The sequence below is a fragment of the Rouxiella sp. T17 genome (assembly GCF_036663475.1).
Taxonomy (GTDB): domain Bacteria; phylum Pseudomonadota; class Gammaproteobacteria; order Enterobacterales; family Enterobacteriaceae; genus Rouxiella.
In genome coordinates, this window is the sequence record NZ_JAWUEA010000028.1 from 266,318 (window position 1) to 287,619 (window position 21,302).

Here is a 21,302-nt window from a genome sequence, read left to right on the forward strand (position 1 = left end):
GGGCAATAATGCGCGAGGTGTGGGTTATTAGTCTACTGTACAAAAAAGGGTCACCGCCGATGATTTTGCCGATTACAAAATGAGAAGTTGCTGGTAAAATTCGGAGCAAAAAACCAAAAAAAAGCGTCCTGTTAGCGCTCAGAGTGAGCTCATAAGTGAGCCTGTCTCGAAGATGAACGCTAACGGACGCCTTTCAAAAATTTTACCGAGCCGTTAAGGTCGGTGAAATGAATGATGCAGCTTACATGCCAATTTTTCACAACTTTCCTACCCTTTTCTTTTCAAGAGCTTATCTTTTCGCTTATCTTTTCACCTAAATTCGCGCCTCCTACTTTTTGCACTATCAATGCCCTTTTGCACTATTAATGCCCTTTCGCACCCTTTTGAAACAATACTTCATCTCCGTAGCCGCCCTTTCGAACTAAAAAGAAACCAAATATTTCATTACTAGGCGATATTGAAATAAACCATCTATATTGTTAGGTTACGGTTATGAGTAACAACTGCTGCAAGCAAAAGCGGTTACCCGCAAAAAAGTCGACCGAAAATAGATCAAAAAATAAACCAGTGAGGGACGCTATGTTAAAAGTTGCGCTTTTAGGGGCAGGCAGGATTGCCAAAGTTCATGCAAAACATATTGATGATAATCCGGATTCGGTACTGTTTTCTGTTTCTAGCCACACGACGGAAAGCGCCAAAAAGCTGGCCGAGAAATACCGCGCCAACGTGCTGTCAGTAGAAGAGGCGATTAATCATCCCGAGGTTGACGTGGTGCTGATCGCGACGCCGAACGATACTCACGCAGACTTTGTCGAACAGGCCGCGCGTACGGGCAAGGCGATTTTCTGCGAAAAGCCTATCGATCTCGACATTGCGCGCGTCAAAGCCTGCGTCAAAACGATTAATGAAAGCGGCGTGCCTTTTATGATTGGTTTCAACCGCCGTTTTGACCCCGATCATTCTGCGTTGCAGCAGGCGCTGGCCGCCGGTGAAATCGGCTCGCTGGAACACCTGCAAATAAACTCGCGCGACCCTTCCCCGCCGCCAAAAGAGAGCTTCCCGGGATCGGGCGGTATCTTCCGCGACATGACGATTCATGATTTTGATATGGCGCGCTTTCTTTTACAGGAAGAACCCGTTTCAGTTTCCACTATAGGCGCGGCGCTGGTAAATCCGGAAATTGCGCAAGGCGGCGACCTCGACGTCATCGTGGTCACGCTGCAAACGGCCTCGGGCAAAATTGTGGTGATTAACAACAGTCGTCGTTCAGGCTACGGCTTTGATCAACGCATCGAAGCACACGGGCAACGCGGCAGTTTGCAGGTTGATAATTTGCCAGCGACGTCATTGGTCAAGAGTTCGGAAGAGTGCGGCACGCAGGCGCAAAAATCGCCGTACGCTACGCGTGATCGCTATTCTGAAGCCTTCAGCGCCCAATGGGCTGCATTTATTGCCGCCGTTAAAGCAAATAAACCGGTGCCGATCACCGCTGACGATGGCTTAAAAGCGCTGCTATTAGCCGAAGCCGCGATTGAATCTTATAAAACCAAGAAAGTGGTAAGCGTTTCGCTTTAACTTCCACAATGGCCAAAATTAATCAGTCATAACAAAGGACCTCATCTCGAGGTCTTTTTCTTCAATACTGCACATTCCTTAACGGGTTTATCCCTTTCTTACAAAGAATAAACTTTTCTACAAAAGTAAGTCCCCCTTCACCTTTACCTTACTCATGGCTCACATAATGAATACCGGGTTCTCTATAGGCATTCTGCACATGCTAGTGATACCCTGTAGCCAGAAATTTATGTAAGGGAAATCAATGAAAATCCAACATATTACTTTGACCAATTTTCGTCTATTTAAAAGCTTTGAGTGTAGCTTTGAGTCAGATTTAACAGTATTGGTCGGAGTAAATGGTCAAGGTAAAACAACCCTGTTAGATAGCTTGGCTATTGCACTGGGTCAATTTGTTGGAGGATTTGGTCCCGGTATTGATAAAGGTATAATAGATGGCGATATTCGTTTAGCGAAGATAACGACCGAGTGGAATTCACAGCCAGAGCAAAATGCTTCCTATGGTGGTTATCAAATGGAACAGCAACTTCCTGTTTCAATTAATGTCATAGCGTTCCCTGACGATCAGTTGTCTTTTAAAAAATGGAGCCGGCAAAGAAATACACTTAAAGGCCGGACCACGCTGGTCAAAGAACTTAAAAACCTTGCTAGCGAACTTCAAACTGCCGTTCAACAGGGTCAAAAAGTGACGTTGCCATTAATAGCCTATTATGGAACCGGGCGACTTTGGGGACAAAAACGACTAAGTGGATTTGCACATTCCCAAAATAAAGCTGACAGCCGATTATATGGCTATTCCGACTGCCTCGATCCATCTTCAAGTTATACAGCTTTCAGTACATGGCTTCGCAAGCAAACACTCTCTGAATTTGAATTCCAACTAAGTCAAAAAGAACTGGAGAATCCGATATCTGAAACGCCACGGTCTAATTGGATCGAAAGTATCCGTAAGGCGGTAGATATAATTCTCGAGAGTACCGGATGGAAAAATGTCCGTTATAGTGCAATTCATCAAGCAGTGGTAGTCACCCATTCTGAATATGGTGATCACCCTGTCAGCTCATTAAGCGATGGCTTGCGTAATACAATTGGCATGGTTGCGGACATTGCCTATCGTGCAATTCTACTCAATCCTCATTTTTTAAAAAATGCCGTGACCAAAACGCCGGGAATAGTCTTGATTGACGAAGTGGATATGCACCTGCATCCAGAATGGCAGCAAATGATTTTAACCCAGCTTTCACGGGGATTTCCTAATTTGCAATTTATTGTGACAACACACAGTCCGCAAGTGTTAAGTACCGTCAAGAGGCATCAAATACGCCTGATAACTCATCAACAAGGTATCGGAACAGGCACCCTTCCAGTAGGTGAGACCTTGGCAGAAGCAAGTAATGATTTGCTCGAAAGAGTAATGAAAGTTTCACCCCGTCCTCCCTTGCCGCAGGTCGAGTTATTCGAAAAGTATATGCTTATGATCGACCGCGGACTCTTCGACTCGCCAGAAGCCCAAAATTTACGTGACAAACTTTTGTCAATTTTAGGGCCAGAACACGAGGACATCAGACGTTCAGATCGCGCCATTGCCAGAAAAAGGCGTTTAGGATGAGAAATATACAATGAGATTTATAGACAAGAAAACTCATGTAAATTTATCTCTTACATTGGCACAAGAAAGAGGTGCACCATTAACTGCCTTGGAGGCAATACGACGTTGGTCAAGGTTTGATTCAAAAGAAACGCATACGCAGCTTCTTTATGAGCAAAGTGATTTGTGTGCTTATACTGAAGTTAGCATTGGTGTTTTTGCTGCTGAACATAATAGCAAAGGCGCGCACGTTGAACATATTGCCCCTAAAAGTTCCTATCCGGCTCGAACTTTTGATTATCAAAACCTTGTTTTGTCTGTGATGGACAGTAACGATCTACAAAAGTTTGCGATTAACGATCAGTTCGGCGGTCATTTTAAAGGAAATAAATACAACCCCCTATTTTTTATTTCGCCTTTAAATCCAGATTGCCGGACGTTCTTTAACTATTTAAGCAATGGCTTTGTCGAACCTGCAATGCATCTGACTCAAGTTGAAAGAGTGAAGGCGGATTACACAATAAAGTTGTTAAATTTAAATGCTGCCTACCTTTGCAATAAAAGAAAACAGTGGATTGAAGAGTTAAATATAGAAATTGATAACTTAATTGACGACGAAAATGCATTAGCTATATTAGCGGAATGTGAGTTATGTGAAACAACGCGGGTAAAATTAAGACCATTTCATTCAGCTGCCAGACAATGTTTTGGGCGTTTAGGTGAAGCAGTTATTGCTCTTAATTGTCCTAACTGCCTTTGATATTTCTAGGCTATTGATTAATAGACGCCCTCTGCATCATATTGCACAGAGGGCGATTGTATATGACTTACTCAGCTCAAAACAAAGCCTTTTGCCATGGTCACATGGCGGTCACACATGTGGTCGATGACATCGGCGTCGTGGCTGACCAGGATCATGGTTAACTCCCCCTGCGCTTTTAGCTCGTTCAAGAGGTTGAGGATTTCTGCCTGTACCGACATATCCAGCGCCGAGGTGGGTTCGTCAAGCAGCAACAGTTTTGGCTTGAGCAGCAGCGCCCTGACAATGGCGACGCGCTGTCGCTGACCGCCGGAAAGCTGGTGCGGATAGCGCTGCATTAGCGCAGGGTCCAAGCCTACCTGCCGAAAACCTTCGGCGACTTTTTGCTCGATATCCTGCTCTTTCAACAGTTTAAGCGGCTCACTCAGCGTGCGCAGCAGGCGATGCTTCGGGTGCAGCGAGGCGTACGGGTCCTGAAACACCATTTGCACTTCGCGGCGCAGCAGGCCGGTAAAGGGTTTGCCGGGCGAGAGGCGATGACCCAAAATCGTCATATCGCCGTGCCATTGGGTATTAAGTCCGGCCAGCACCCACAGCAGCGAGGATTTCCCACAGCCGGACGGGCCAACCAATCCAAAGCATTCGCCCTGCTTTATCGTTAAATCAACGTCATGCACCACGGTACGCAGGTCATAACCTTGTCGATGCGAGACGCTCAGCTGGTGCAGCTGGGCAATGATTTCGCCTGTCATGACTGCTCTCCTTCTGCACTCAAACGCGCCAGCAATTCTCTGTCAAGAACCGGTAAAACTTCCCCGCGCGTGGCGAGACTCGGACGGCACGACCATAGCGTGTGAGTATAAGGATGGGTCGCGTGCGCCAGCTGATTCGAGGCTAAACGGTCAACAATTTGACCCTTATACATCACCATAACCTGCTCGGTGTACTCCGCAACCTGTTGTAAATCATGACTAATGAGAATCAGCCCCATGTTGCGTTCATCGACTAATCTTTCAATCAGTTTCAATACCTGCTCGCGCATTTCATAATCCAGCGCCGAGGTCGGTTCATCGGCAATCAGCCACTGCGGATGATTAATCAGCGCAATCGCCAACATCACGCGCTGGCCCATGCCACCTGAAAGTTGATGCGGATAGAGCTTGCCCAACTGAGCAGGGTTTGGCAAACCGACGGCGTTTAGCATGTCGAGGCGCTGCTCTTTAAGTTCGCTGCGGCTAAATCGCCCGTGCAGGCGCAGCGGCTCTTCGACCTGTTTAGCGATAGGCTGCGCCGGATTCAGTGCGTGTTTTGGGTCTTGCATCACCATCGCAATACGATTGCCGCGCAGCGTGTTCCACTCGCGCTCGTTGAGATGGGTTAAATCCTGATCGCCGAGCGTCAGCTGACTCGCCTGCATCACGCACGGATGCGGCAGCAGACCCATCAGCGCGCGCGCCGTCATCGACTTGCCCGATCCCGACTCACCCACCAGCGCTACCCGCTGCTGTCCGACACTGAAAGAGATCGATTTAACCAGTTCAACCGGCTGCGGGCCCGGCACGTAAACGCTCAACTCTTTGGCAATCAGCAAATTACCGTTTCCAGCGGCGGCATTAACAGCCGTGTCAGAATTTGAAGCATTTACTGAGTTTGATGAATTTGAAGAATCAAAAGGTTTAGCGGCCATTGCGGGTGTCCATTTTGTCGCGCAGGCCATCGCCCAGCAGGTTAAATGCCAGACTGGCAAACAGAATCGCGCCGCCCGGTGCAGCCGCAACCCACCATTGGTCGAAAATCACTTTGCTGCCTTCAGCAACCATCGAGCCCCATTCGGCGGTCGGCGGTTGAATGCCCATGCCGAGGAACCCCAAACCGGCGGAGGAGAGAATTATCCCGCCGAGGCTCAGCGCCGCGCGCACCACCGCGCTTGGCAAACAGAGTGGCAAAATATGGCCGAACATCAGGCGAAAACCGCCGATGCCCTGCATTCTTGCGGCGGCGAGATAATCGCTACGGCGCAGTGCCAGCGTTTCGGCGCGCGCCTGACGAGCAAACGGCGGCCAGCTGGTAAAGGCGAGCGCGAGCGCGCCGTTCATCAGGCCGGGTCCCATAATGGCCACCAGCGCCAGCGCCATCACCAGACTTGGCAACGAGAGCACGATGTCGGTGAAACGCATCAAAATTCGCTCCACCCAGCCGCCGAGATAACCCGCGCTAATGCCGATTAACAGGCCAAACGGAATGGTTAGCAGCAGAATCAGCGACACCAGCAGCAGCGTCGGTCGCGCACCGTAAATCACGCGCGACAGCAGGTCGCGGCCAAAACCGTCGGTGCCGAGCCAGTGTTCACCAGAAGGCGGCAACAGGCGAATTTCGATATGTTGCAGGTTCGGGTCGAAAGGCGCGAGCCAAGGCGCAAAGAGTGCAGCGGCCAGCAGCAAAATCGCCAGCGCCGTGCCGATCGACAAGGTGGTCAGTCGGCGCGGCCCTTTGCCGAGCAGCACGCGCGCCTGCGCAGGTTGTTCAGGAATAAGTTGTGTCATAAAGGCTTACCGAGTCCGCGGATCGAGAAGATAAGTCAGCGCATCGGCCAACGCGTTGAGCAAGACGAAACAGGTGCCAATCAACAGCGTCGAGCCAAGAATGGCGGGCGTATCGGAGGCAAACAGCGCGGTGGTCAGATAGCGCCCCACCCCCGGCCAGGCAAACACGGTTTCGGTCAGCACCGCGCCTTCGAGCAGGCTGGCGTAAGAGAGTGACAAGACGGTAATCAGCGTACCCAGCACGTTCGGAAATACGTGGCACAGCAACACACGTGCGCGTCCGGCCCCTTTGGATCGGGCCAAAATCACATACTCTTTATTGATTTCACCGAGCATTGAAGCGCGCAGCAGGCGAGTAATGCCGGCCATCGACAGCAGCCCCAGCACGGTTACCGGCAGCCACATATGGCGAATCGCGTTGAAAAACATCTCGCGATCGCCGGAGAGCCAAGTATCGATCAGCACAAAACCGGTGCGCGGCTCGAGCGTATAAAGGTAGACGTCATCTAACCTGCCCGGCCCGCCCGCCCAGTGCAGCACGGCGTAAAACAGCAGCAGGCCCAGCAGGCTGAGCCAGAAAATCGGCACCGAATAACCCAGCAGCGACACCAGCCGCACGACGTTATCCAGCCAGCTGCCGGGCTTGTACACCGACAACAGCGCCAGCGTAATGCCTAAAATCGCGCCGAGAATTATCGCGCAGGTGGCGAGTTCTACCGTCGCAGGGAATGTGTGCATCAGGTCACTGGCGACCGGCTGACCCGTAATGCTGGACATGCCCATGTCGCCGTGAGCGAGATGTTGCAGATAATGCCAGAACTGCACTGGCATCGGCTTATCCAGCCCGAGATCCTTACGCACCTGCGCGTAGGTCGCCTCGCTGGCGTGGTCACCGGCGATTTGCAGGGTCGGGTCGATCGGCGCGAGATGGGAAAGCGCGAAGGTAAAGGCCAGCAGCCCGAGCAGAGTCAGCATTAAAGAAACAAGGCCGCCCAATAGGCGGCCTGACCAACGCCAACCCTGCCGGACCAGGCCGACAGAGGAAGTACTTTGCATCATTACTTGGTGACCTTGCTGTAAAACACCATGTCAGGGTTAATGCCCTGCACGTAGCCTTTGATATTGTCGCGCACGGCAATCAGGCTGCGAGCTTGCAGACCAATCACGAACGGCGAACTTTTTTGCACGGCGAGCTGCAACTGACGGTAATCTTCAACGCGCTTGGCTTTGTCATTTTCTGCCGTCGCCGCCAGCGTTTGCTTGCTCAACTCTGGAATGCTCCAGTTTGCGCGCCACGCCAGCGTGTTGCTGCCGTTTTCAGGATTATAGGCGAAAGCCGCCGCGTTGGTATTCGGATCGAAATAGTCAGGACCCCATGAAGAGAGCGTCGCGTCGAAGTTATGCGATTTCACTTTCAGCGAGGTTTGCGAACTGACGCCCGGCTCCAGTTTGACGGTCACGCCGCCCTGCGCGAAGCTGGCTTGCAGCGCCTGCGCGATGTCCAGATACGGCGGCTGGTTGTTGACGGCGATAGTAAAGCTGACGTTTTTCAGCCCTGCTTTCTCCAGAATCGCCTTCGCCTTGGCCGGATCATATTTGTAAGGCGTGTCTTTCAATGCGCCGAGATAGCCGTCCGGCAAGAAGGCCTGATGCACCTGGAACTGCCCTTTCAGCAAATCTTTAGCAATGTGGTCGTAGTCAAACAGGTAGCGCGACGCTTCCCAAAATGCCGGATTACCCAACGCTGCCGACGCTTTGGCATTGAAATAAAGGAAATAAAGTGAGGCATAAGGCACGGCCAGCGGCTTAACGCCCGCCTTGCCTTCGAGTCCGGCCATTTGGTCGGCACCCAGATTACGCGCCATATCGGCGTCGCCCTGCTCAATCAGCAAACGACGTGCGGCGGCATCCGGCACGTTTTTAATTAACACGGTTGGCAGTTTTGGCGCGCCTTCTGGCGAGCTCGGGTTGGCCTGTAAAATCAGCACCTGATGCGGAACATAAGTGCGGATTTTGTACGGACCGCTGCCTGCCGAGTGGTCGCTCAACCACTGGTGGCCGAGGTCGTCGCCCTTGGCATTTTGGGTAACCAGCTTGGAGTCGACAATCGACGAGACCGGCGCAGAGAGTAGGCTCAATACGAAGGTCGGGCTGACATTTTCGGTCCAGCTAACTTTAACGTGCTGATCGTCGACTTTGGTCAGGAAGCTGTCGACGTTTTTAGTATCCCAACCCAACTGGGTCAAAATAAAGGAAGGTTCAAGATTAAGTTTTACCACGCGACCCAGTGAGAAAATCACGTCGTCGGCGGTTAACGGATTACCGCTGGCAAACGTGGCCTTTGGATTCAGCGCAAAGGTCATACTTTTGCCATCGGCACCGGCCTGCCACGAGGTCGCCAACGCAGGTTTCAAATCGATAGGATTCGTTGGATCAGACTGGACAAGTCGTTGATAAACGTTGTTAAACGCCTGAACGGTAGTCAGCTCGAAGCCCTGCGCGGGGTCAAAGCTTGAGGCATCGTCAAGAGATTGTGCGATAACCAAAGTGTTGGCTGGCGTCGCTGACTGCGCTCCAAAAGATGCAGCAATGGCTGCAAAAAGCATAGAAGGAAGTATCTTTTTCATTTATTGACGCTCATATAACATAGCGAAGTTGCTAATGATTTTAGGAGTGTAGGGTAGTTTTGGAGAGACAATAAAGTCATTTGGGCACTTTAGTTATGCATTTTTTGCATAAAGGGTTTTGAATGGTTATAAGTTGTGCGAAACGGACGGGAGTTTTCAATAAAAGGGCAATAACCTTACACTAAAGCTAACGTTAAAACCCTCTACGACCTTACTGTTAACCTGCAAACTGTAAGCTATACGTTGAACCTTGGCGGGCGTTCAGGGGAACGTTTCGATTTATCAAACATATGTTGTGCAATATAGGCCGGCGTTACCTTAAAACCTGGCACGTCCGGCAATAGAGTATCAATAAAATTAGTTGAAACTGCTGGCGTATCAGCTTCCACTGCCTCCTGTTTCATCGTGATATCTTCAAGCGGATGCGTGTCGAGCCAGCGTTGTGCAGCAAGAGATAACCGGTTCAATTTACCTTTTTGTTTAGTTAAAGGGGCAGGCGATTTTTCTTGAAGGTTGACGCTGTAATGATTATTAAGATGAGCCAAGGTGATAGACATGAGTGCCAGCTGCGCTCTATTATCCTGATACAGTTTTAGCACTCGCTCTTCACGTCTAGCGGTGTCAAAAGCATCGGCAGGATTATATTGTTCGCCATAATCGACAAAATACTCTTCATTAGGCGCAATATCTCGTCGCGTCACGTAGGCGATAAGCCGGCCGTTAATCTGCACGGCTGCAACATTATTCTCAGCCATCCAGGGCTTATTAGGTAGATTACCGGTATTGATGTTGCGTAGAATATTTCCGCTGAGAAATGAATCGACATCGAACTTATCATTTTGCGCACCCCAGCTGTAAGCTAAGCTATTCAAGCTACCTATTTTTTTAATACGGGTTTGAGACGCTGTTGAGTCATATAACTCCCCGCCATAAATTCCTAACACTGTGTGAACAGGCACCGGAGTCGACCCAGGATTCATGACGCCTTGCCCCAAATCAATAATTTCTTCGCTCCCAGTTGATTGATAATGCGAACCTTTGCTCACCATCAGCTTACTCATCCGCTCAGCCTGCATAGTTTCATTTATAATCTGTTCGCGAATTTCATCTAGCAGTTTTTTCTTGAGTGCATTTCTTTCAGCTAAGGTTTGTTGATTAAACACTTCATGTAGACCACCCCAATTGTTTATTTTTAGCCCTTTCAAGTCATCAATTGTTTGCATGCCCAAGGCCTGTAGAGTCAGGCTAACATCTGGCACGTTGGGCGCACGGATAAGCGGCAAACTGTTATTGATTTGTACGGCGTCGGCAAGACGAGGAACATTACTGATACTTTCATCAACGAGCACACCCTCGGCATCAAGCGTTAGCACTGGAATGCCCCAATTAAGCGCAGCCGCTTCTTTTTTAATATCTGGCTCACCAGTATGTAATAAGTTATCTATTGCTCGTGGCTGAGCTAGCGCTAAAGGTAAGCTCAATTCTCTTTTCTTCAGTTTATGGACCCAGGCTTTCAGACTCAAATATTTGATATCATGATATTTGGCGAAGATGGCTTGAGTGATATTCTCTTTTGAAAGTAACTCTTTATTAGAGAGATATAACTTCGCTAAAACTCGCACATCATTATGAGCCAATAAAACATCAGGCATTTGAGACAATATCAAGCTCTGACGTTCTGTAAGTTTGATGTGTGCTTTGGATTGGTAAGCGTAACGATCGTGAAAGACATTCAACCCTACATTGCTTTTATGGGCAAAGGTGGAAGCCGAGATTTGGTTTTGGTCCAAAATATCTTGATGCGTAATATATGCCGTTACCGTTTTATTAATATTCCCATGACAACGCGTTTTTTGTATGATCTGAGTGACTATTTTGAGTTGCGAGAGTGAGAGAGGCACTCGCTTTTGTTTTTCTTGTACGATGCCCCTATCCAGATTTGATTTACTCATCTTGCAATGCTGGGCAAAAATCCCTCGCGTTAAACCTATTTTTCTAAATTTATCCTCATTGGCCAACCATAATTTTCCGGCCTCTTCTTTATCAATGTTAGACATTTTAACATTGACGACACTGTTCATCATATGTTGATGCTGTTCGTTAAGGGTTCTCGCTTCTTTTTCCAGATAAGCGACTTTCTCTATCACCGGCTGTAAATTTACCCTGCATTGCTGAGCAAACATCTCTAGTGAAACGTTGTTATTGGTCAAAATGGCCTTATTAAATACCCAGGCAGCGGACGTATTTCTTTCATCATTTAAGCAGCTATCGTGCAGAATTATTTTTTGCATCAACATAATAGGATCTACTGATTTTTTTATATTCTGTTGCGCTCTTTCATAATGATAGACTGCTGTCCTTAACGAGCTGAAATTGATGCGACAGCGATAACCAAAAGCGTTTCTTGTAATGCCTTCCAATGTTAAAGCGACAAAATTTTCATGCCAAAGCTTAGCGCCCTGTTCAATGGATATCGCTCCTTTAGGGACAATCTTATCAAGCAGGGCAATTTGCGACGCCGTATAAGGCGTGTCCATGACCTTAATCTCTTCTTTACGATTAAGCACCGCCTGCTGGAGAGTTTTGAGATATATCCCCGTACGATAAGATAAAATGGGTAAGGTGACCCCTGCTGCTTCAAGATTCCAATAATTATTACACCAAACTTCAGCGGCATACTTTGCCCCCTTCATACAGTTCTGTGTTTTTATAATGGCATCCAGCTTATTTTTCCTTCGTTCACCCAATGCCTCCCAGGCAGCGTGCTGATTTTTTTGATAGGCATAAAACAATGGCTTCACCGTACTTGATTTAACTGCCTTAATTTTTTTTCCGACTGTACGGCGTAAATGACTGGGAGTAGACACTAAAGAAGTTGAAGACACAGACGCAGACACAACTGAATTATCAACAAAAGTAAACACGGACATATCACTCATTACTCAATCCTTTTAAACCAGAAAAAAATAAACTTACCTCTACTTCTCTTTACTGTAAATAATCCTGCAAATTTTAAGCCTATTTGTATTTAAGGTAAGGAGGCCAAAGTAAGCAGGTTATTTACTACACGGGTAAAATGTAAATAAGGCACGCCACATTTATAAGAAAATGCTTTGTCATTTATCCCCTGAGCTTGCAGATTTTCACTATATAGCACCCACACCCGCGCAGATAATCTCGTATTTTTTAGGCACTTCTGTTGGTTAATCAGGTGTTCAGTAATGGATTGGTTATAAGGATTGGTACTCTCCCATGCTTCTTTGCATTCACTATAGGTAACTTCTTGCTGATAGGTTTTGGGAGGTGCGTTATCCTGACAAACTGCAATAGTTGGAGTTTTACTCGCCAACAATACTGTTACCGCTTGATCATAGTTTCGACGCTGATACTCTTTAATCCGCCAGTTGCCCCCCATTTTTTTACGCTTTAAAACCATATTGTCTAAGTTGATTTTTTTCTCAACCAGCCGCTGGCTTTTTAAGAGATTTATAGGCGTTGGCTCGAACTTTTCACACTGCCAATTAGCCGTTCTAAAACAATCGAATTTTATCCCGCAGCGGTTGGCAAACATTTGGCGAGAGATTCCCTCAAGCAATAAATTATTGGCATTGATTTGCCATATTTTTGCAGCCTCAAGATGCGGAATGGCGAAAGCGCTACGCGGAATGATTTTTTCAAGCAGGGTCGTCTGCCGATTGCTCAAACTGACATTTTGAACATCCCGCTCTATTTCAATATTAGTGACCGCTCGCCAAAAACTATGGTTTGTGACTTCCGCGCGATAGGCAAACATGGGGGGCGTGATGCCCAACGCGCTTAAAGTATTGTGTTTTTCATCCCAAACTTGTGCAGCGTTATTTAGATTATTTTTACAGCGATAGCGCTCGATGATTTCATCAACCTGATGTTTTGATTGCTCATTCAAAATTGACCAAGCATGCTGAGGCGTTCTTCTTGAAAAACCGGGGTATGTAATATAGGTTGATTTTACGGCAGTGATATTATTTATCAATGTACCTGACTGGCTTGTAGATGTTACCGTATTTTGACTTACCCTATGACTCAAATTGGCTCGAGGACCTTGTTGTAGAATTTCGCGACTACACGTACACATATCGCTCACCATTATCTCCTTATATATTTATCCTAAGCGCTTTTATTAACTATATAAAATATTAACTATGGAACTTTAACCATGAACTTTTAACTATGAGCTAATAAGTTGAGAGAAAGGTCTATTCACACTTTTTATAAAATTTCTATGTTGTACCTGACAGCGGTATGAAAAAGCCAAGTGGTCGATACCTTTTGTTTGCAAAAATTCTTTTTTCTGATGCCATAACATAGCCGATTTCCTGGCATTACCGACACACTCCTCTCGACCGATTAACTTTTCCAGCATCTTTTTTGCTGCCGAATCTAATTTTTCCCAAGCATCCCTGCGGCTATTAGGATAGAGTTTTTGTGATAAGGTTGGCTTAGGTGTGATCATCTGGGTTAACGGCTCTTTGGTATTATTTCTCAAATCAAACAGCGCGTTTTTCAATTTAGCCAGGGGTAGATTATTAAAGTTGGCAAACATGGCTTGAGTAATTTTTTCTGCGAGCAGTTCCTCTTTATGCTTTATAAAAATAAAGGACAAATAGCGTTCATCAGAGCTGCACTTATGCCTTCCCATTATCTGCTGCAAGGCTATTTTTTGGTTAGGAGAAGGTTGTTCTTCGGCTCGAAGCTTTTCGTAATAGACGTAATAAAAAGCATCGATATTGACGTTAGCAATTCTGGCAAACGCGAAGGGCCTTATTTTATGTCTGACCATCAGATCTTCACTGTTGATATAGGCTGCAACGGCTTTAGAGATGACTCCATGACAGCGCGTTTTATTCATTACTAATCTAATAATCTCTTGCTGACCGGCAGGAATATCGCTACTGGCCTGTATTTTTGTTCTGATTAATTTGTCGATATTACTTCTGCTTATCTTGCAGTGCTTTGCCAGCATATGACGTGAAATCCCTGCCTCTTTGAACAACGCCTTATTCGCTAACCAGCTGCTGCTTGCTGCAATTTTTTTATCAGGATAGGCTTTGACATCAACAATGCGACTCAATAACTCTTGCTGCTGTATTGCTTTGCTGGCCGCGTGTTGCTGGCGATGCGTAATAATATCGGTATAACGGGTCAACGTGGTTTCTTTACCCGCCGCGGTTAATGCCAAACCGGCCTTGCTATCAGCGATATTTCTACCATCTCTAAGCGTTATTAGTCTTTCGAGCACTCTCTGATTATTTAATATTGAGGGAGAGATATGAGAACTTTTTTCATAACGCCAAATCGCCGATTTTAATGCGTTTGCATTTAAAGAGCAGTGAAAAGCAAACATCGTGCGTGATATTCCTGCCAGTAGAAGTTGGATTGAATTTTTTTGCCATAACTCGGCTGCCACCGCAGGGCCCAGGCGTTCCCCATTACAGGGTAAGATCTGTTCAAGCAGCGCTTTCTGCCTGTGATTAAGCGCTGTGTCCTTCATCAAACTATCCCTTCTTAAATTATCGACCGCTTGCCATAGGGCTTTATAATTTATCCCCGTACGGTGACACATAGCCGGTAGAGTAATTCCAAAACTGTCAAAAAAACTCTTTTTCTCATTCCAGACTTGTGCGGTCAATGAGACATTTTTTTTACAGTCGTAATGTTCGATAATGGCGTCCAGTTGAATTTTAACGCCTAAGTTTAGCCTGCTCCACGTTTTAGATGGCGTTACGGCACCTTTCAAGTACGGCCTGATAGCGCTTGACCCCACCGACAAGATGTTATCTCTCAGTCCGCCCGCTTCAGAGGTTGAACTCGAAACGACGTGGCTTGAATTTTGATCCAAATTTATAGGGCGCGGACTCATGGCCGGAAGCACAGACATATCGCTCATCATTATCTCCTTATATAAAAAACACCTTTAATCACTGCTACTTATTTAAGTGACTTTTTATCGAAGCAGGAATTTAGCATCTTTTTATATAATGGCGTTATAACGACAGGGGTCAAAAGCCTGTTTTGAGCGAATATTAATAATTAGGAGGGGGCGTTATTAATAGTGGAAAATAGAGATATTGCGCAGGTTAATGGCGAGCATATTATGGTAAGCCCATTATTTTAAATAAAGTCTGTGAGGTAAAAACTTCTCGTTGAGATGTTAAAAATACTAGGTTAAGAGTCGATAAGTTATAAAAATTTAATTAAAAGCCTGCGGAAGCGTTCCCGCAGGCGAATATAGTTAACAGGTTTAGAAATCGTAGCTCGCCGAGAGTGTGAACTCACGCGGATCGCCCTGCGTCAGGTAACCGCCCGTCGCCGAAGCCCAATATTTCTCGTTAGTGACGTTTTCCATGGTCGCGCGCCACGTCAGCGTGCTGTCTTTCAACGGCATGGTGTAACGTAGACCGAGGTCGAGACGCGTCCAGGCATCCACTTTCAGGGTATTTTCTTCATTGGCATACTGCGAACCGGTGCGTATCACTTTACCCGTCGCGGTGACATTACTCAGGCCGGGCAGGTCCCATTCGCCGCCAACCACCCACTGATAGCGCGGCACGCCCACGGCGTCATTGCCGTCGTACGCCCCACCCTGCGTTTTGGTGGTTTCAGGGTCCATAAAGGTCGCGCTGCCGTTGATGCGCACGCCCAATACCGGTTCGCCAAACATGTTCAGCTCGACGCCGCGATTGCGCACTTCGCCATAGTTGCCGTAGGTGTAAGTGCTGTCGCCGTTATTGGTGTACATCCCCACCGGCTTTTTAATTTCGAAGAACGCCAGTGAGGTCATCACGCGGCCAAAGTCGGCTTTAACGCCTACTTCATTCTGCTTCGAGGTTTCGACGCCGGAAACCTGTCCGCCGTTGGTTACCACCCCGTCGTTATAGGTCGTTGAGGAGGTTTCACCCGGCTGCAGCGCTTCAATATGATTCGCATAGAAGGAGACGTGCTCCCAAGGCTTGACCACTAAACCAAACGCTGGCGTGACCTTGGTTTGGTCAAAGCTGGAGCTGACCGCGCCCGTGTAATCGTAGTTCATCACCATCACATTTTGACGGCGTAAACCGGCGATCAGCTGTAGGCGATCGTCGAGAACAGACAGCGTATCGGAAAGCATCACGCCTTCAGAACGCGTGCGGTTGGTCACGCCCGGGCCCGACAGACTGCCACCGGTGTAGAGCGTGCCCGGCTGAGCGTCGACGGAAACTGGGTCATAGATATTGCTGGTAATCGAGCTGCCGCTAAGGGTGTAGGCGCTGCGGGTTTTGCGATAGAGCGAGCTGACGCCAAGATTAACGCTATGGCTGACGAAGCCGGTGTCGAACTTGCCGCGAATGCCGGTTTGCCCCGAGAAGCTGTCGGCGCGGTAAGGCACGGTCATGCGACTCGCGGTGGTGTCGCCGTCGTTATCGGTCAGCGTTGGCGAACTGTAGATGCCATCTTCGTGGTCGTGATTGCCGCCCAGCGCGCCGTAAACGGTCCAGCTGTCGCTCAGATCGTATTCGGCTTTCATCAGCGCGAATTCGTTGGTCATGTCCGTGTAAGCCCACTTTTGACCGTAGTTGCTGCTGGCTTTTGGCGCGGAAGGAATCTCCGTCGCGCTGCCAAGATAGACCACCGGACGCCCGCCGTGAATGGTCTGCTTGGTCACGCCCATGTCAAGCGAGGTGCGCAGGCGATCGCCACGGTAATCAAGCCCAATCGATCCCATGGTCAGACGCTTTTTCTCATTGTCGATAGCCGTGTCACCTTCGCGGTGCACCATGTTGACGCGCACGCCAAACTGATTGTTGTCACCAAAGCGACGGCCAAGATCGACAGCGCCACCGACCTGAGATTTCGCGCCGTAGTCGACCGACAGATGATTAATTGGCGCGTCGGTGGCATGTTTTGGCTCGATATTTACCGTGCCGCCCACGCCTGTTCCGCCCGGAGGCACGCCGTTCAGGAAGGCGCTGGAACCCTTAAGTAATTCAACGCGCTCCGCCAACTCAACAGGCACGATTTGACGCGGCATAATGCCGTAAAGGCCGCCGTAAGAGACATCTTCACCGTCGAGCGAGAAGCCGCGAATCACAAAGGTTTGGGCATAGTTGCCGTAGCCGTAGCCGCTCTGCACGGAGGAGTCATTACTCAACACGTCCGCCAGCGTGCGGCTTTGCTGGTCCTGCATCAGTTTGGCGGTGTAACTCACCACGCTGAAAGGAGTATTTAGGGCGCTCTGCTCGCCAAGGAAACCTAAACGACCGCCGTTGGCAAAGCCGCCGTCGAGGTAGGCTGGAACCAACTCATCCCCGCCAGCGCTAAACTTGTCGGGCGCTGCCGTCACGGTAATGGTATCGCCATTGTTCGCCTTGGTGCTGCTGACGGGGGTCGCGGTTTGCGGCGTCGCGGCCAGCAAAGGCAGGCTGAACAAGGTTAAGGCGGTAGAAATTGAAACGGACAACAGCTTACGTGGCGATTTGATCGCTCTGATAGCCTGTTTTTGCGCGTGCATAAGTTTCCCTGAAAATGATAATGATAATAGTTATTAAAACGGTTCACATTATGCGCAGGGAAAAGGAGATTGCAACCTTAGGATTCGTGAGATATGAGGGTTTATTGTAAAAGTTCCCGCGAATTGCAAAAAAAAAAGCCTAACACATAAGAGTTAGGCTTTTATTGGAGAAAGCGACGTTTACGAGAGCAGAATATCGGGCGCTGGATTCGGGGTGATACCCAACAGGAAACGAACCTGATTAACCAGCTCGCTCATGCAGTCATCGCGCATGCCGTAGTTTTTCAGCTCTTCTTCCAGCGAAAACAGATACTGCGCGTTGGTGCCCAAGGGGCCGGAAGCTTTGGCAATCAGCGGTGCAATCACTTTATAACTGGTATCGGCTTCAAACAGCGGATGCAGCGGATTCATGATAAACACCAGCGCAGTCACCGTGCGGCCATCGGAAAGTTCGAGGTCACACCAGGTCGGATTGTAGCAACCCGTCAGCATCTCGCGTTTCCATAATAGTTCGAGGTCTTCGCGCAGCTTCTCTTCGGGCAGTCTAAATGCCAGGCCGGTAGTTCTCCCGCCCTCTTTCAATGCCAGCATGCGGCCGGGTTGCGCCTGAGTGCCTCGTCCGGCAATCAACCGTAAACAGAAAGCGCGATGGTAGCCGTTTAGCGTGGCCGGACAGGCTTCTTCCGACTCAAAGATAGGGTTCCACATCAACGAGCCGTAGCCAAAAATCCACACGGGGCTTTTATCCGGTCTTTTCGCCAACGTACAGTCGAGCGAGGCCAGGCGTTGTTCCGAGGACAAAAGCATGGTTTCGTCAATGCTGCCGAATGCTGTTTTGCAGTCTGCGTTACGCAGAAAATCTCGTGTTAACACCATTCACTACCTCCCCCTAATAACCTAGCCATAACTTTGTAAGCGTTTTCTCCCTCGCCACGGTCATCATCAACTTTCATTATCAAAACAGACGTTATCGAATTATCTTATTAGTTAATGACGGAATTTGATTAAGCCCACAGAATAAACAGGCCGATAGGACAAACCTTATGCGTTTATTACGCCGCAATCAAGTATAGAGATGGATCACAAAACGAAAATAAAGCAAAAAAGTGTCAAAAAAGCGTCATCGCACGGAAATAGAGACTTTCGACGCGAAATAAAAGTCGAAAGTCCTGAGAGTAGGATGCTGATTAATTGATGTTTTGCATCTGCTGGGTCAGCAACGTACGTAATGGCACGCTGCTTTTAATAATCGGGGATTTAATGACGATATAGCTAAAATACTTATCGATACCAATATTCTTATCGAGTAAAGATTCAATAACTTCCTGATAATGCTCGATGCTGCGGGTAATAAAACGCAGTAAATAGTCATAACCGCCGGTAATTAGGTGGCATTCAATCAGTTCGTCGTACTCGCGGATACAGTTTTCAAATTTCGAAAACTCCTCTCGACGATGCCCTTGCAGGGTGACCTCGGTAAATACCGTCACGGAATCGGTAATTTTCGGCAGGTTGACGTGCGCCTCGTAGCCCGTGATATATCCCGCGCTTTCAAGACGTTTTACCCGTTGCAAACACGGGCTTGGCGACAGACCGACCGCGTCCGCCAGATTGACATTGCTGATGCGCCCATCTTTCTGCAGTTGAACCAGTATATTGATGTCGATGCGATCAAGTTTTAAAAAGCCGTTCATAGCACCTCACTCTCTTCTTGAGCGTCGACCCGGAATAAAGAGCAGCAGTTCTCTGCGCCTGATTCGACCCTGAATTTACATATAATCCGTGAATAGTACACTACGGTATATCACGATATTACCTATAAACACCAGTGCCAGACGCAGAGAGTGCCTAAGATTTAATTGTTACAAAACCCATTGAAATAACTGGATAAAATTTAATCCAGACGGCCTGTTCCACGCGCCAGCGCGATATCAAATATGTGCATCGCCTCTTCCAGCTGCGCGTCGGTAGTCACCAGCGGCGCCAGGAAACGAATGGTATTGCGATACAGTCCGCATTTAATCAATAACAGGCCAGCATCGCAGGCGCTGTGCAGAATTTTTTCGGTCAGGGCTGCATCAGGTTTGCCGGTGTCATAATCAACAATCTCGACGGCTTGCATAAAGCCTACGCCACGCACTTCGCCGATACAGGCATACTTCTCAGCCAACTGACGCAGATGCGCCTCAAGCTGCTGACCCAGTTTCACCGAACGCTCGAGCAAACGCTCGTTTTCCAGCACGTCAAGCACGGCCAGAGCCGCTGCACAGGCCAGCGCATTACCGCCATAGGTGCCGCCCAGACCGCCCGGCGTTGGGGAATCCATGATTTCAGCTTTACCCACTACGCCCGAAATTGGCAGACCGCCGCCGAGGCTTTTCGCCACGGTAATCAGGTCTGGTGTGATATCTGAATGCTGGAAACCAAACATTTTGCCAGTACGACCAAAGCCGGTTTGCACTTCATCGCAGACCAGTAAAATGCCGTGACGAGTCGTCAAATCGCGCAATGCCTGCATAAAGGCTTTTGGCGCAGGTAAGAAACCGCCGTCGCCCTGCACGGGTTCAATCAGAATCGCCGCAACGCGATCCGGCAGCGTTTGGGTAGCAAATAGCGTCTCCAATGCTTTTAATGAATCTTCCGGCGTTATTCCGTGGAAGGCATTTGGATACGGAATGCGGTATATATCGCCCGGGAAAGGCCCGAAGTTTTGCTTATAAGGCTGGCTCATGCCGGTTAATGCACAGCCTAATAAAGTACGGCCATGGAATGCGCCGTCAAATACGATCACACCCGAGCGTTTGGTATATGAGCGAGCAATTTTAACCGCATTTTCTACGGCTTCCGCGCCGGAGGTAAACAGCACGGATTTATAATGTTCGCCTTTACCTACGACTTTATTCAGGCGTTTGGCTAATTCGATATACGGAGGGTAAGCAACGACCTGGAAGCAGGCATGGGAGACGTTTTCGAGCTGTGCCTGAACGGCTTTCACTACTTCTGGATGGTTGTGACCGACGTTTAATACGCCGATGCCGCCGACGAAATCGAGGTAGCGACGCCCTTCACTGCTCCACACTTCCGAGCCTTTGGCTTTGGTAATAACCAATTCATTGTGGGCAGTGACAATACCGCGCGGAATGTGTTGTTCACGCAGTGCGAGCCAGTCGGTATCATCGTCATTAGCAAATTGTGTATTCAAAACGTTGTGCATGGCATTACCTCATCCGGTTAATTCGGGCGCTATCAGAATTTGAATTAGTATCTCAATAGCCGGATTTATTTCGTGCCGTAATGGGGGTTTGAAAAAAATATCATGCGGTTTTGGGCGTTTGGAACGCAGGAATTTTTTAGATTCAAAATCTAATGGCAATTAAGTTTTAAATTCAAAATCTAGTTTTTTTAAATTCAAGTTCAAGTTCAAGTTCAAGTTCAAGTTCAAGTTCAACTGCATTCGCTTCGCTTACTGCGCGGCGGCGCAGACCGCCCTAAGAGGCGCAGTCGGGTTTAGATTTAGAATCTAAGGCAATTTCCTTAAATTCAAATTCAAGTTCATGCGCTTCGCTTACTGCGCGGCGGCGCAGACCGCCCAAAGAGGCGCAGTCTGCACTGAACCCCAAAACTTGGACACCTGTTTTTATTACAACTTTTCACTATGAACCCGGTATTCCACCGGGCTCAT

General features: G+C 48.3%; 15 protein-coding genes. 3 read left to right on the forward strand and 12 right to left on the reverse strand.

Annotated features, from left to right (window positions below; all coding sequences use genetic code 11):
* Positions 1–579 precede the first annotated feature (579 nt).
* From iolG to SC206_RS10250, 3 genes are all read left to right on the forward strand, one after another.
* Entirely contained in the window at positions 580–1,575 is a 996-nt protein-coding gene (iolG, locus tag SC206_RS10240) for an inositol 2-dehydrogenase (protein WP_332736791.1), read from the forward strand.
* A 244-nt stretch (positions 1,576–1,819) separates the two neighbouring features.
* Positions 1,820–3,184 carry an AAA family ATPase gene (locus SC206_RS10245; RefSeq protein WP_332736793.1) on the forward strand — a complete coding sequence of 455 codons (1,365 nt, stop codon included), beginning with the start codon at positions 1,820–1,822 and terminating at the stop codon, positions 3,182–3,184.
* Between the two features lie 10 nt (positions 3,185–3,194).
* Complete coding sequence (locus SC206_RS10250) at positions 3,195–3,923, forward strand: retron system putative HNH endonuclease (protein WP_332736795.1); 729 nt, start codon at positions 3,195–3,197, stop codon at positions 3,921–3,923.
* A gap of 71 nt (positions 3,924–3,994) precedes the next feature.
* On the opposite strand, the gene SC206_RS10255 is transcribed toward SC206_RS10250, so the two are convergent.
* From SC206_RS10255 to gabT, 12 genes are all read right to left on the reverse strand, one after another.
* The gene (locus SC206_RS10255) at positions 3,995–4,675 is read right to left on the reverse strand and encodes an ABC transporter ATP-binding protein (protein WP_332736797.1); all 681 of its coding nucleotides are present in this window, start codon (positions 4,673–4,675) and stop codon (positions 3,995–3,997) included.
* Positions 4,672–5,640: an ABC transporter ATP-binding protein gene (locus SC206_RS10260; RefSeq protein WP_442976062.1), complete on the reverse strand. Its 969-nt coding sequence runs from the start codon at positions 5,638–5,640 to the stop codon at positions 4,672–4,674. The genes SC206_RS10255 and SC206_RS10260 overlap by 4 nt, the downstream gene beginning before the upstream one ends.
* Positions 5,600–6,466, reverse strand: coding sequence for an ABC transporter permease (locus SC206_RS10265; protein ID WP_332736801.1), 867 nt, complete (start codon positions 6,464–6,466; stop codon positions 5,600–5,602). Before SC206_RS10265 ends, SC206_RS10260 begins: the two co-directional genes overlap by 41 nt.
* A 6-nt stretch (positions 6,467–6,472) precedes the next feature.
* Positions 6,473–7,525 carry an ABC transporter permease gene (locus SC206_RS10270; protein WP_332736803.1) on the reverse strand — a complete coding sequence of 351 codons (1,053 nt, stop codon included), beginning with the start codon at positions 7,523–7,525 and terminating at the stop codon, positions 6,473–6,475.
* Positions 7,525–9,093 carry an ABC transporter substrate-binding protein gene (locus SC206_RS10275; protein WP_332736805.1) on the reverse strand — a complete coding sequence of 523 codons (1,569 nt, stop codon included), beginning with the start codon at positions 9,091–9,093 and terminating at the stop codon, positions 7,525–7,527. Before SC206_RS10275 ends, SC206_RS10270 begins: the two co-directional genes overlap by 1 nt.
* A 236-nt stretch (positions 9,094–9,329) precedes the next feature.
* Positions 9,330–12,032, reverse strand: coding sequence for an SET domain-containing protein (locus tag SC206_RS10280; protein WP_332736807.1), 2,703 nt, complete (start codon positions 12,030–12,032; stop codon positions 9,330–9,332).
* 89 nt (positions 12,033–12,121) lie between these two features.
* A complete protein-coding gene (locus SC206_RS10285; protein WP_332736810.1) occupies positions 12,122–13,219 on the reverse strand; it encodes a hypothetical protein in 1,098 nt (365 codons plus the stop codon).
* 81 nt (positions 13,220–13,300) lie between these two features.
* On the reverse strand, positions 13,301–15,022 hold the full coding sequence (locus tag SC206_RS10290) for a hypothetical protein (RefSeq protein WP_332736812.1): 1,722 nt from the start codon (positions 15,020–15,022) through the stop codon (positions 13,301–13,303).
* Between the two features lie 351 nt (positions 15,023–15,373).
* On the reverse strand, positions 15,374–17,620 hold the full coding sequence (locus SC206_RS10295) for a TonB-dependent receptor (RefSeq protein ID WP_332736814.1): 2,247 nt from the start codon (positions 17,618–17,620) through the stop codon (positions 15,374–15,376).
* Positions 17,621–17,800: 180 nt separating this feature from the next.
* Positions 17,801–18,493: a gamma-glutamylcyclotransferase gene (locus SC206_RS10300; protein WP_332736847.1), complete on the reverse strand. Its 693-nt coding sequence runs from the start codon at positions 18,491–18,493 to the stop codon at positions 17,801–17,803.
* A gap of 314 nt (positions 18,494–18,807) precedes the next feature.
* Positions 18,808–19,314, reverse strand: a complete 507-nt coding sequence (locus tag SC206_RS10305) for an Lrp/AsnC family transcriptional regulator (RefSeq protein WP_332736816.1) — start codon at positions 19,312–19,314, stop codon at positions 18,808–18,810.
* 200 nt (positions 19,315–19,514) lie between these two features.
* Positions 19,515–20,834, reverse strand: a complete 1,320-nt coding sequence (gene gabT, locus SC206_RS10310; RefSeq protein ID WP_332736817.1) for a 4-aminobutyrate--2-oxoglutarate transaminase — start codon at positions 20,832–20,834, stop codon at positions 19,515–19,517.
* Positions 20,835–21,302 lie beyond the last annotated feature (468 nt).